This window comes from Flavobacterium sp. BFFFF1, from assembly GCF_002256285.1.
Classification (GTDB): Bacteria; Bacteroidota; Bacteroidia; order Flavobacteriales; family Flavobacteriaceae; genus Flavobacterium.
In genome coordinates, this window is the sequence record NZ_NKJE01000044.1 from 1 (window position 1) to 12,310 (window position 12,310).

Sequence of the window (12,310 nt, forward strand, 5' to 3'; positions counted from 1 at the left end):
ACTTCGTTCTGTCCAGCCGAGAATACTCAGTTCCAAATGCCGCAACTGACGTGAAGCCGCCGGACGTTACCTGAAACCTTAACAAATCGCCGTCATGATTACGCCCAAAATTGGTATCGCAGTTTTTGCTCTTCTAACCATAATTACTTTTCCTTTCAAATTAATCTTTTACAATTCTGACATTGCTTCTTCAGTAATTCCTGGTTGGCATACTACAATATTTCCTCCTTATTTTGTGGCAGGGTTGATCGTATCATTTTTCGTCTTTATAAATTTCATTGGTTATTGCATCATTAGTAAAAGAAAAACTGATATTTCTCTAAAACTGTTTCTATTGCATCTTGTTCTGATCTTGCCAGCAATCTTTATAACAGATTTGATTGAGCCAATAGAACATAAAACTAATTTAGCACTCATTATTTCGATAGCAGCTATTTTGTTATTTATTGCCTCTCAGGTTTCATTTGGAATTATGGTTTTCAAAAAAGGCTTCAGGTAACAGCGGTTTCACGCAATTGCTACTTTCCGTGTAAAATGAACTTCTTTTTTCCATAACTTCGTTTTGTCCAGCCGAGAGTACTCAGTTCCAAATGCCGCAACTGACGTGAAGCCGCCGGACGTTAGCTGATATGCGCCCCAGCAACTTTATAAAACTGATAATATGGTTATAAAATTTTACTTAATTCTACTTTTTCTTCCATTGAACTGTTTAAGTCAAACGACTGAAAATTCAACGCAAAAAAAAGATGAATTTACTCCTTGGAATGAATTCTCGATTTCTTTGATTAAATTGATTGCGACACCAGAAAAATATGATGGAAAAAGAGTACAAGTAATAGGGTATTTAAATTTAGAATTTGAAGGTGAAGCTATTTATTTACACGAAGAAGATTTTAAAAAGTCATTATCTCACAATGCGGTTCATGTGAATTTTTCCAAAACAACTTTTAACGATAAAAATCTGAGTGATTTTAATCAAAAATATGTCATAATTGCTGGGACTTTTAGAATAAATTCTCGAGGAAATCTTGAAGGAGAAATAGAAAATATTACTCGCCTTGATTTATGGAAATTCGATAAATAAGCACATCAGCTAACAGCGGTTTCACGCAATTGCTACTTTCCGTGTAAAATGAACTTCTTTTTTCCATAACTTCGTTTTGTCCAGCCGAGAATACTCAGTTCCAAATGCCGCAACGGACGTGAAGCCGCCGGACGTTGTGCGACATTTTTGAACTCCACCTCACGATTAGAGCTAATTGAAAAACTATGGAACAATTTCGTAAACTTGATAATGTGTTAAATAAAATCCTTTTAAGTGACAAATATCTCTTTGCCTATACCACAACGGATGGTTTCACTGAGAGATTATTAGGCGCTGAACTTGTTGTCGACTATGACTTTAATTATAAACTTGAACTAAGAGCTTTCGATCATGTAAAAAAGACCAAGAATAATTCTGATACAATTATGGAAAGTGGGGTACTCCCAAAAAAAATTATGGAATATTTAGAAAATTTGCTTCACTCAAACTATTTATCTTTAAAAAGTAATTACGACTATGAAACTGTCTTTATAAGCGGTACCGGAATGCAACAATATCTTTTAAATTTAGAGAAAACCACAACCAATATCCACATTACTGATGGATTACCGGAAGAATATTTTAAAACAGACACAGAAAAATTATTGTTCAATTTTAATGCTTTCTTAAAAAAATATGTTGAAGATAAATACAATAATTGGCTAATATAAAAACGATCGCACAACAGCGGTTTCACGCAATTGCTGCTTCCCTTGTAAAATGAACTTCTTTTTTCCATAACTTCGTTTTGTCCAGCCGAGAATACTCAGTTCCAAATGCCGCAACTGACGTGAAGCCGCCGGACGTTACCTGAAACCTTAACAAATCGCCGTCATGATTACGCCCAAAATTGGTATCGCAGCTTTTGCTCTTCTAACCATAATTACTTTTCCTTTAAAATTAATCTTTTACAATTCTGACATTGCTTCTTCAGTAATTCCTGGTTGGCATACTACAATATTTCCTCCTTATTTAGTGGCAGGGATAATCGTATCATTTTTCGTCTTTATAAATTTCATTGGCTATTGCATCATTAGTAAAAGAAAAACTGATATTTCTCTAAAACTGTTTCTATTGCATCTTGTTCTGATTTTGCCAGCAATCTTTATAACAGATTTGATTGATCCAATAGAACATAAAACTAATTTAGCACTCATTATTTCGATAGCAGCTATTTTGTTATTTATTGCTTCTCAGGTTTCATTTGGAATTATGGTTTTCAAAAAAGGCTTCAGGTAACAGCGGTTTCACGCAATTGCTACTTTTCGTGTACAATGAACTTCTTTTTTCCATAACTTCGTTCTGTCCAGCCGAGAGTACTCAGTTCCAAATGCCGCAACTGACGTGAAGCCGCCGGACGTTATGCGAAACTCTGTTGCCAGCGATGAAAAAACCTACGAAATTGACAATTTTATTTTTTAGCAAAGTGATACTACTTGTGGTGTTTTTAAGCGGGATATATATTATAAATTATAAAATTATCGACTCTTATAATATCGAAATTGACGCAAACTTAAAAACTACAATTAGCGCCGATAAACTTACTGACTTTGAAATCCTCAAGTTAAAAAGTATAGCATTCCAAAAGAAAAGTGATTTCTCAAATTATAGCGATTACATATTTTTAATGTGCGCTGTCGCAATTACTCTATTTAACTTTCTAAATAGTAAAACTAACATAGAAAATAAACCGTTACAAGAAATTGAAAGTAAAGATTAGAGCATCGCATAACAGCGGTTTCACGCAATTGCTACTTTCCTTGTAAAATGAACTTCTTTTTTCCATAACTTCGTTTTGTCCAGCCGAGAATACTCAGTTCCAAATGCCGCAACTGACGTGAAGCCGCCGGACGTTAGCAGCAAGCAAAAAAAAACGCATCGATGAAAAACTGCATTCCATTTCTTTTGTTGGCAATCTTTTTAAGTTGTAGTAAAACTGCATCAAATAAAACAGTTAAAACAATTGACCACAAACAAGCTTTACCATTTTTCGAGTTTGACTACGCTGAACATTGGCGTTTAAATCCACTAAAAGAAAATGAGTTTGATGGCCAATCGATAAAAGAAAATAAAAATGAAGCTGATATACAACGTCATCGTGACTTAAGAAATATTTTCAGCGGTCATAGTCCTGAAAAACTAAATGATGATAAATTCTTTACTGTACTTTCTGAATATTACACCTTAAATAATTTAGATAAAAGTCGTGTTAATAAATTAAAAAAGATTTTAACTGACAGGCAATATGATTTATTATATACATCTGCTTGTATGCCTATGTATAGAGACGTTTTAATTTTAAAGAAAGCGGATAGCGTCATAGGAATTGTCAAAATTTGTTTTGAATGCCAACAAATTTACTTTTTGGGTAATCGAATAAATACTAAAAATTTTGGCACAAACAAGGATTATAATAATCTTTGGAAAACTCTCCATCCATGATTGCCTGCTGCTAACAGCGGTTTCACGCAATTGCTACTTTCCGTGTAAAATGAACTTCTTTTTTCCATAACTTCGTTCTGTCACGCCGAGAGTACTCAGTTCCAAATTCCGCAACTGACGTGAAGCCGCCGGACGTTATGCGATACCGAAGCGCGCCGTGTGTAAAAATTGACGAAAAATGAAACTTAAATATTAATAAAAACTAGGCCTTTAAAGTAAACTCAAATCGTTTACTCTCACATTTATATAAAACTAAATTTTATTATGGTAAATATGAAAAACCCATGGAGCCTTATTTTAGGAATTCTGTTTCTGATTGCTATTGTTTTAAGGATAATTTATTATGTATATTCTCTTGGATATGGAGAAAAAATCATTACTATAAGAGAAATATCAAATTATATCGTCTGGGCAATCATTATTTTATTTGTTATATCCCAACAGTCAAATAAAATTAAGAAAGATTAAACCGAGACTATATGTGGTAATATTTGGCATCGCATAACAGCGGTTTCACGCAATTGCTACTTTTCTTGTAAAATGTAACCGCTTTTTCCATAACTTCGTCTTGTCCACGCCGAGAATACTCAGTTCCAAATGCCGCAACTGACGTGAAGCCGCCGGACGTTACCTGCCATTTTTGAAAACCGAACGACCATGACACAAAAGATACTTTGCAATATCACTGATGATATTACCTTTATTTCCGGTGGAAACGGAGTTAATGTGAATCTAGATGATTTAAAAAATCCTGAGTATATTGACCGAATATATAGAATTCAATTCAATCAAGAACCAGATCCAAAAATCCTATCTGTTGTTGCAAAAATCATTGCCGAAAACCCACACATAACGTTACGCTTTTATGGAAATTTTCCAGAATCTAAAATTGATTGGGATATGTTACATTCTGTGGAAAGACTTCAAATTGATTTGTGGGAAACTAAAAGCTTAAAATCAATAAGTTCATTGACAAATCTTGTGTTGTTGAGTATTCATAAAAATGTAAAATCTTCTGTATCTCTTAAGATATTGGAGCCTTTACAAAACCTTGAAATACTTTTTACATCTTTATCTAAGGACGTAGATTCATTACAGCGTATAAAGAACTTGAGATTCTTATCACTACGAGAGGTAAAATCTAAAAATCTTGATTTTTTATCTTACTTGGATCGTGTACAAGAGTTATGGCTTTCACTGGGCAGCATTGATGATTTTGAAGGTGTATCAAAACTTGAAAACCTGAAAAAACTTTCTCTTCACCAAGTTAGAGGTTTAAACAATGACTCCTCCGAAAAATTATTTACAAACAACAACTGCATACAATATTTGCAACTGCAGAATTTGAAACATCTAACAAAAATTGACTTTGTTGCTAAAATGACCAATTTGAAGTATATTCATCTTGATGGAATCAGAAACCTAGTAAGCTACATCCCTATTTCACAAAACCAGGCTATTGACACTATATCTATTGCTGAAAGTAAGCCTCAAGATAAAGAACTTTCATATTTATTAAATGTAAATAATGTTCGGCTTAGTGATAGTTACTCAAAAGAAATCATAGATTTATTCACTCAGAAATTTAAAGGAAAATCTTTTTGGTATCGTGGAAATGATATTATTGGGGAAATTAAAAACTCGAACATAAGACCATTTGAGCTAACAATTTAAAACGGCAGGTAACAGCGGTTTCACGCAATTGCTGCTTCCCTTGTAAAATGAACTTCTTTTTTCCATAACTTCGTTTCGTCCAGCCGAGAATACTCAGTTCCAAATGCCGCAACTGACGTGAAGCCGCCGGACGTTATGGGCAATGGCTGAAAAAACACCGCAGATAATGACGAAATTAAATACCTTTTTGAGTTTAAAGTGGCAAATCTTGCTGTTTATTTTTTCAATTGTTTTGTTCTTGTTTAGCCTATTTTTTCTGCCAGATTTATTTTTAACTATTTCATTTTTTGTCCTACTTACTGCCTGTTTAAGCATTTTTTGTGCGGTAGTTTTTCATTTAATAAACAAGAATTGGAAAACTGCAATTGCACTAGTTATACCACCTACAATTTTATTCGCTGTGGCCTACCAATTTGGATTTTTGTTATCTTTGATAATCGACGGACGTCACGACGAATTTACCGACCAACTTGTAATTCCGAAAAATATTTCTATTTCACAACCTTTAGAAGAAATGGATTCAACGAAAATTCCTTCAGGTTTGCATTTATATAAATCATTTCAACCAGGTATGTATCGATATGTTTACGTCGATAAAAATCTGAGTGACGGAAAAATATTTTTGAAAGCGTTTGAAATCACAAAAAATCAGCCTTTATCATTTGAACGTTTAAAAACGAAAAGTCTAATTGAAATCAAGCCAAGTGATTCAGTTTTTCAATTTGAAAATGATTTTACAATTTACGAAGGCGACTGGGGATATCCTTATGCAGCTAGATTTGAGGTTTGGTATGAATCAACCAATAAAAATACGCGAAAGTTATACGAGAGAAATTTTATAATTGAGGGTTGGCAAAGATAATTGCCACTGCCCATAACAGCGGTTTCACGCAATTGCTACTACTCTTGTAAAATGTAACACCTTTTTCCATAACTTCGTTTTGTCCACGCCGAGAATACTCAGTTCCAAATGCCGCAACTGACGTGAAGCCGCCGGACGTTATGGGCAATTTTGCCGCGCCGAAACCAAAACAACGAATGAAAGTAACATCATTATTGATTTTCTATATGCTTTTTGCTTTGTCATGTAAAAGTCAAACAAAAAGTGAACGCCTGATTATGTTCGAAAATGAACTTAGTCAGGATGCCATTAAAGAATATTATGATAATCAACCTTTGCCTGATGAAAAATATATTCTAGTAAATTTTTGCTATTATAATTACTTTGAATTATTCGGGAATTCGGGTGCCGTTATCGTATATGAACTTAACGATAAAGCCAGTGAAAAACTCATCAATGAAATTAAAAATTACAAGCGTTTAGACAACGATAGACTCATTTTCCAAGATTCTAGACATGTATATAAACTTAATAATGAAAACATTGAACTTCCAGAACTTGATCATGAATTAGGCGATGTGACAACATCCAAAACTCCAAAAAATAATGACGTAGAAATTTATTTAATTAAAAAAGGTCGATTAAAAAACACGTACAATAATGAAAAACGCAATAAAACAGAGCACAGTTTTTCGTGTGGAATTTATATAATGCGAAATGAATCCAAAATCATCTATTGGTTTTTAATTTACTAAGTCCAATTAAAACTGCCCATAACAGCGGTTTCACGCAATTGCTGCTTTTCGTGTAAAATGTAACCGCTTTTTCCATAACTTCGTTCTGTCCAGCCGAGAATACTCAGCTTCGAAAGCCGCAACTGACGTGAAGCCGCCGGACGTTACAGGCCATAGCTCCGCTGCTCCTGAGGAACGATTTTCCTGAACTGAAATGTTCGGCTTGTGTTTGAGTAAATTTAACTTCTCCCCTATTTTTCACGGAGCGACTTTGTGGTTACGTTGTGTTAGTGTCGCCGGAAAATTTGTCGCTTTTGTTTACGATTCTTGTTGCCGAGAGTTCTCTGCTAGACGCAATCAGGCGCAATAGCTGTAGATATTCTTTGTCGATTTTCTTTGCGTTGAAAGTGTAACCAAAATCTGTTGCGTCGAATTGCGCCAACTTAACTTTTGAGAAATTTAAAACTAAATCAGAATTTCTTTGTAGTTACTTTGTGTGATTTTGCAACTGTGTCGCGACGGCCTGTAACAGCGGTTTCACGCAATTGCTGCTTTCCGTGTAAAATGAACTTCTTTTTTCCATAACTTCGTCTTGTCCAGCCGAGAATACTCAGTTCCAAAAGCCGCAACTGACGTGAAGCCGCCGGACGTTAGCAACAATTTTAGCATGACGAAATCTAGAATAATATCGTATATATCAGTTTGTATTCTTTTAATAAGTTGTTCTGCAAGAAAAGTAGATTTATCTTTCATGCCGAAATCTTCAAGCGAATTCTATTTCCCACAACTAAGTGCTGACTTTGTAAAAAAACAAGAAGATTGTATTTCACAAAAAAGATTTCCATGTGATTTTCCTGAACCAAACGATTCTTTGAACGACTTTGTCAATACTTGGTACTCTAAACATCTGAAAAGTTTGAAGGAACCAATAATTTATAATTCAACGCAAAACTCTACTGAAACAGTTCGGTTTACTCATTTAGGCACTTGGAGTAATCCAAGATTTTACAGAATTGAGAAAAGTCCATCAGGCCTTAGAGGTTATTATGGGAAAACAAATGGACTTGGTGGCTACGATGCTGGAAAAAGAATTGAGTACAAGGAAAAAATTTTACCTGACGAAAATTGGAATCAAATTTTAAACCAAATTAAAATTGCAAATTTTTGGAACATTCAAACTCAAGATCCAAATATGATATTGGATGGCGAAGAATGGATTTTGGAAATTTTAATTGATGGAAGATATCATGTTGTAAGCAGAAATAGCCCAGGAAATTACGGCGGAGAAGAATACGCAAAATTGTGCAATCTGGTGATGACCTTAGTGAAAAAATAAAAACTGTTGCTAACAGCGGTTTCACGCAATTGCTGCTTTTCGTGTAAAATGAACCATCTTTTTCCATAACTTCGTTTTGTCTAGCCGAGAGTACTCAGTTCCAAAAGCCGCAACTAACGTGAAGCCGCCGGACGTTAGCTGCCATTTCAAAATCCGCGTCATGAAAAAACATCCTTCCTTATTGATTATAATGTTATTTTTCTGCATTCAAGCTTTTGGTCAGTCGAAATCAAAAGTTGAAATAGTTTGCGAATCAGAAATAATATTTGATTCCATAAAAGTGGAAAATAAATTTTATCGGTATAAAATTGCTGATAAGTACTTTGTAACATATAAAAATAAAAGAGGATTAGCTGACGTCATTTTACCGGAATTCAATAGAAAATCTGATTCTATAACATTGAATAAGGTTATGTCAAAAATCAGTAAGCTTCATAAGTTACAATTTCTTACAGTAGCTCAGGATTGCAAAACATTACTGTTATATAGTCGCTTAAATGGTCGCAGGTCAACACCTGAAGAAGATGCAATAATGGAGGAAAAATTTATAGGGATTTTTGATCTTCTTACAAATAAAAAAGTCCGTATTCCATAAGAAACGGCAGCTAACAGCGGTTTCACGCAATTGCTACTTTTCTTGTAAAATGTAACCACTTTTTCCATAACTTCGTTTTGTCCACGCCGAGAATACTCAGTTCCAAATGCCGCAACTGACGTGAAGCCGCCGGACGTTATGCGACAGCTTGCCGCCGACGTGAAAAATCCTCGTAATAGAATACATCATTATGCGAATCTTAATTAATAAATCTAGTTTTTTCTTTATAAGTCTAATCTTACTTGCTTGTTCCTCAAAAAAATTTCGTGATGACAAAAAACTGATATTTCTTAATTTTGGATCACCATATGAAAATGTAAAAGTTTCATCGCTTTCAATTAATGATTCTATTTATTTCAGTGATAAAAATTTGGTTACGGGCATATTTGGAGTCGATAGTGATTTTTCTATTCAATTAAAAACTGACACAGTTTCAATTAAAGGAACTTTCGTTAATACACTTGATCCAGACTTAGGTGAAAATTTTATTAAGGAAATAAAAATAGATACTGTTTTGTATAAAAGAAATGGCAATCTTATATCAATTGGCATTGGTTTTGACAAATATGGCGTGAATCAAAGAAAGATGCGTCGAAAAAAAGTAAAAGTTGATTGACCTAATAAGCCGTCGCATAACAGCGGTTTCACGCAATTGCTACTTACCGTGTACAATGAACTTCTTTTTTCCATAACTTCGTTCTGTCCCGCCGAGAATACTCAGTTCCAAAAGCCGCAACTGACGTGAAGCCGCCGGACGTTAGGCGATATTTTACTGACGAAACTTCATATCAACTGCTAAAATAAACTATATGTACAAATGGTATTGTGACGACAGCGCATTAAAAAAAAATCATGGTGATGAAAAAAGACCGGTTTTTCTTTACGGTGGCATTTTGATTTCAAGAGAAGATGAAATCGCGCTAAGTAATATTATGAAAAAAATCAAAAGTGAATATACCGGTGAACACATGCCGTTCAAATATAACATTAAAGACGTTGAAGAAGTATATCAGAGATTTGATAAGCAGGCTGAATTTGAAAACTTAAAAAAGGATTCAGTTGCATGGCGAAAAAGAATAATTGAAGAATCGCTGAAATTTGATTACAAGATTTTCATCTCAGTTATTGAAAATTTCCAAGCTGATAAAAAAGACCAAAAAGAAATTAAACAAAATTTGTCATCCTTCATGTTTTCAAATGCTCTAATGCGAGTTGGACTTTACGCTGATGAAAAATCATTAGATTATATACAGGTAATTTTGGATTGGCCAGAAGGAAATGATTCGAAGCCCTTTGATAAAGAATATTTCTATGCTTATAATAAAGGAATTAATAGTAATAGTCAGGAATATTACTGTGGCTCTTTAAATCAATTGAATTTTGATCAAACTCTTTATTATGCCCGTTGCCACCATTCCAATCTTTTACAACTTGCTGATATTATTATGGGAGCTACAAGAGATTGGATGGAAACTGAACTTCAAAACAGAGAGTATTCAATTGGAAAAGAGTTAACTCAGTCATTTTTTTCGAAATTTTATGGTTATCCAGGAAAAATACTAGGACGGGGAATAAATGTCTCCTCGAAAAATGCTAGCTTTAAAAAATTCCTTCTTGGAGCTATTCACAAAAACATCGCCTAACAGCGGTTTCACGCAATTGCTACTTTCCTTGTAAAATGAACTTCTTTTTTCCATAACTTCGTTCAGTCCAGCCGAGAGTACTCAGTTCCAAATGCCGCAACTGACGTGAAGCCGCCGGACGTTACACGACATGCACCCAAAACTGAAAAACTTATGATAAAATCAAGATTTCGAATACTGTTCTGGATAAGATTATTTCTTAAAAAATTATTTTTTGTATTGCAAATCTTTCCGCTTTCAACGTTCGCCTTTCAGAAACCCTTAAATCTAAAATTAATTGCTACTGTAATTGCAATATCCTTATTAGCATATTTATCTTTAGACTTGCTCTAAATCTTCTCGTTGACAATCTCAATACAAACTTAAACTCGCAAAAAACTTGTTTTTGTCACACTTCTATCAATTAAAAAAATAGCATAGCGTAGTACTCGTGGAAATATTTCTAATGGTTTCTACGCTTCTGTTCAAAGTTTGAAATGGAAAATTCTTGTCAATCTCGTCTGAATTCTTGGAAAATTATAACAAGATATACATACCATTTAAAAAACAAAGTCGAAAACCTGCACGCCGTGTAACAGCGGTTTCACGCAATTGCTGCTTCCTTTGTAAAATGAACGACCTTTTTCCATAACTTCGTTTTGTCCATGCCGAGAGTACTCAGTTCCAAATGCCGCAACTGACGTGAAGCCGCCGGACGTTAACTGCAATCGCCTAATGAACGAACAATGAAGTACCTAATTTTAATTGCCATTTTATTTGTATACAGCCGCAAAGGAGTAAATAAATCTTCAGAAAATTTCTCAGCATTTAACTCTAGATTTCATTCAGATTCAATTTTTCAAATGCAGCGAATTAAGTTTCCGATAGAAGGCGAACTTAAAACCAAGGTTAAATTAGAGAAATGGAGTGCTAGTAACTGGAAATTACTTAAAAAGGCTGTCGGAAAACCACTCTTCGCTCAATTCAAACAAGATGTTACAGCAAGCGATTCATTAGTGATTGAAAAAATATCTTATCAGGAAATTGGATTTGAAAGTGAAATTAGATTCAAACTCATAAACGGCAAATGGTATCTGATTTTTCGACGTTTCACTGATATCCATTAATACAATTGCGACAGCAGTTAACAGCGGTTTCACGCAATTGCTACTTTCCTTGTAAAATGTAATTACTTTTTCCATAACTTCGTTCTGTCCAGCCGAGAATACTCAGCTTCGAAAGCCGCAACTGACGTGAAGCCGCCGGACGTTAGCAGCAATTCGCTCGCCGAACTCAACGAAACGACCAATATCATGAGAAATTTGATTAGACTTTTTGCGCTACTGACATTTGTTATTTGCTTTTGTCCATTTTTTCAAACCTGTTCAGATTCACAAATTCTAAGGAAACAGCCGGAAGGGATTGTTGATTCAACATCTAGCCCAGAAGTTTTAAAACGAATAAATGATTCTCTGAAAATTGCAAATCAAATGAATCGAAAGTTAGAATTAGAAAACGGGAGAAAAGACTCTACTTTAAATGCTTATCAAATTGGCTTCACAGGTTTCAAAGAATTTGAGTTCAGATATTTTAAAGATTCCTTCTTTTATGTTTCTCTGTCTTTTGCATTTATAATATTTCTATCATTAGGAATATTATATTTAGCATTCAAAGAGAATTATCGCTTCATCTTTAGAATTTCTGTATTTAATCTAATCCTACTCTTTTCTTCAATATTAATAATCATAATAGGAGACTTCATTGACGATTTTAATCAAATAAGATATGGGTATTATCTTTTAGCTTTAAACATTTTTGCATTAATTCTTGTATCAAGAAAATTAGTAAAAACATGAACTGCTGCTAACAGCGGTTTCACGCAATTGCTACTTTCCGTGTAAAACGAACTTCTTTTTTCCATAACTTCGTTCTGTCCAGCCGAGAGTACTCAGTTCCAAATGCCGCAACTGACGTGAAGCCGC

14 protein-coding genes are annotated in these 12,310 nt (G+C 34.2%); all 14 read left to right on the top strand.

All coding sequences use genetic code 11. From position 1 onward, the window contains the following. Positions 1-94: 94 nt before the first annotated feature. The 14 genes from CFE23_RS15865 (at position 95) to CFE23_RS15930 (ending at position 12,184) form a co-directional block, all read left to right on the top strand. Positions 95-499, top strand: a complete 405-nt coding sequence (locus tag CFE23_RS15865; RefSeq protein ID WP_291090192.1) for a hypothetical protein — start codon at positions 95-97, stop codon at positions 497-499. 162 nt (positions 500-661) lie between these two features. Next, entirely contained in the window at positions 662-1,084 is a 423-nt protein-coding gene (locus tag CFE23_RS15870; RefSeq protein ID WP_291090194.1) for a hypothetical protein, read from the top strand. Between the two features lie 185 nt (positions 1,085-1,269). Continuing rightward, positions 1,270-1,755 carry a hypothetical protein gene (locus tag CFE23_RS15875; protein WP_291090197.1) on the top strand — a complete coding sequence of 162 codons (486 nt, stop codon included), beginning with the start codon at positions 1,270-1,272 and terminating at the stop codon, positions 1,753-1,755. A 163-nt stretch (positions 1,756-1,918) separates the two neighbouring features. After that, the gene (locus CFE23_RS15880; RefSeq protein WP_291090200.1) at positions 1,919-2,323 is read left to right on the top strand and encodes a hypothetical protein; all 405 of its coding nucleotides are present in this window, start codon (positions 1,919-1,921) and stop codon (positions 2,321-2,323) included. A 642-nt stretch (positions 2,324-2,965) separates the two neighbouring features. Further along, complete coding sequence (locus CFE23_RS15885; RefSeq protein WP_291090201.1) at positions 2,966-3,526, top strand: hypothetical protein; 561 nt, start codon at positions 2,966-2,968, stop codon at positions 3,524-3,526. Positions 3,527-4,183: 657 nt separating this feature from the next. Further along, entirely contained in the window at positions 4,184-5,200 is a 1,017-nt protein-coding gene (locus CFE23_RS15890) for a hypothetical protein (RefSeq protein ID WP_291090203.1), read from the top strand. Between the two features lie 166 nt (positions 5,201-5,366). After that, entirely contained in the window at positions 5,367-6,062 is a 696-nt protein-coding gene (locus CFE23_RS15895) for a hypothetical protein (RefSeq protein WP_291090204.1), read from the top strand. A 176-nt stretch (positions 6,063-6,238) separates the two neighbouring features. Continuing rightward, positions 6,239-6,796, top strand: coding sequence for a hypothetical protein (locus CFE23_RS15900; protein ID WP_291090205.1), 558 nt, complete (start codon positions 6,239-6,241; stop codon positions 6,794-6,796). A gap of 646 nt (positions 6,797-7,442) precedes the next feature. After that, complete coding sequence (locus CFE23_RS15905) at positions 7,443-8,111, top strand: hypothetical protein (protein WP_291090207.1); 669 nt, start codon at positions 7,443-7,445, stop codon at positions 8,109-8,111. Positions 8,112-8,271: 160 nt separating this feature from the next. Beyond that, positions 8,272-8,706 (top strand): hypothetical protein, encoded by a 435-nt coding sequence (locus CFE23_RS15910; RefSeq protein ID WP_291090210.1) that lies wholly within the window; start codon positions 8,272-8,274, stop codon positions 8,704-8,706. 190 nt (positions 8,707-8,896) lie between these two features. Continuing rightward, positions 8,897-9,322 (top strand): hypothetical protein, encoded by a 426-nt coding sequence (locus CFE23_RS15915; protein WP_146171784.1) that lies wholly within the window; start codon positions 8,897-8,899, stop codon positions 9,320-9,322. Between the two features lie 193 nt (positions 9,323-9,515). Beyond that, positions 9,516-10,349, top strand: coding sequence for a DUF3800 domain-containing protein (locus tag CFE23_RS15920; RefSeq protein WP_291090213.1), 834 nt, complete (start codon positions 9,516-9,518; stop codon positions 10,347-10,349). Positions 10,350-11,074: 725 nt separating this feature from the next. Next, complete coding sequence (locus tag CFE23_RS15925) at positions 11,075-11,455, top strand: hypothetical protein (protein WP_291090215.1); 381 nt, start codon at positions 11,075-11,077, stop codon at positions 11,453-11,455. A 186-nt stretch (positions 11,456-11,641) separates the two neighbouring features. Beyond that, positions 11,642-12,184 (top strand): hypothetical protein, encoded by a 543-nt coding sequence (locus CFE23_RS15930; protein WP_291090218.1) that lies wholly within the window; start codon positions 11,642-11,644, stop codon positions 12,182-12,184. Positions 12,185-12,310: the final 126 nt, after the last annotated feature.

Bases quoted from the DNA above. Each gene is read 5' to 3' on its own strand.
- CFE23_RS15920 (WP_291090213.1), top strand. From the start codon at position 9,516: ATGTACAAATGGTATTGTGACGACAGCGCATTAAAAAAAAATCATGGT.
- CFE23_RS15930 (WP_291090218.1), top strand. From the start codon at position 11,642: ATGAGAAATTTGATTAGACTTTTTGCGCTACTGACATTTGTTATTTGC.
- CFE23_RS15890 (WP_291090203.1), top strand. From the start codon at position 4,184: ATGACACAAAAGATACTTTGCAATATCACTGATGATATTACCTTTATT.
- CFE23_RS15865 (WP_291090192.1), top strand. From the start codon at position 95: ATGATTACGCCCAAAATTGGTATCGCAGTTTTTGCTCTTCTAACCATA.
- CFE23_RS15900 (WP_291090205.1), top strand. From the start codon at position 6,239: ATGAAAGTAACATCATTATTGATTTTCTATATGCTTTTTGCTTTGTCA.
- CFE23_RS15880 (WP_291090200.1), top strand. From the start codon at position 1,919: ATGATTACGCCCAAAATTGGTATCGCAGCTTTTGCTCTTCTAACCATA.
- CFE23_RS15915 (WP_146171784.1), top strand. From the start codon at position 8,897: ATGCGAATCTTAATTAATAAATCTAGTTTTTTCTTTATAAGTCTAATC.
- CFE23_RS15870 (WP_291090194.1), top strand. From the start codon at position 662: ATGGTTATAAAATTTTACTTAATTCTACTTTTTCTTCCATTGAACTGT.
- CFE23_RS15875 (WP_291090197.1), top strand. From the start codon at position 1,270: ATGGAACAATTTCGTAAACTTGATAATGTGTTAAATAAAATCCTTTTA.
- CFE23_RS15885 (WP_291090201.1), top strand. From the start codon at position 2,966: ATGAAAAACTGCATTCCATTTCTTTTGTTGGCAATCTTTTTAAGTTGT.
- CFE23_RS15895 (WP_291090204.1), top strand. From the start codon at position 5,367: ATGACGAAATTAAATACCTTTTTGAGTTTAAAGTGGCAAATCTTGCTG.
- CFE23_RS15925 (WP_291090215.1), top strand. From the start codon at position 11,075: ATGAAGTACCTAATTTTAATTGCCATTTTATTTGTATACAGCCGCAAA.
- CFE23_RS15905 (WP_291090207.1), top strand. From the start codon at position 7,443: ATGACGAAATCTAGAATAATATCGTATATATCAGTTTGTATTCTTTTA.
- CFE23_RS15910 (WP_291090210.1), top strand. From the start codon at position 8,272: ATGAAAAAACATCCTTCCTTATTGATTATAATGTTATTTTTCTGCATT.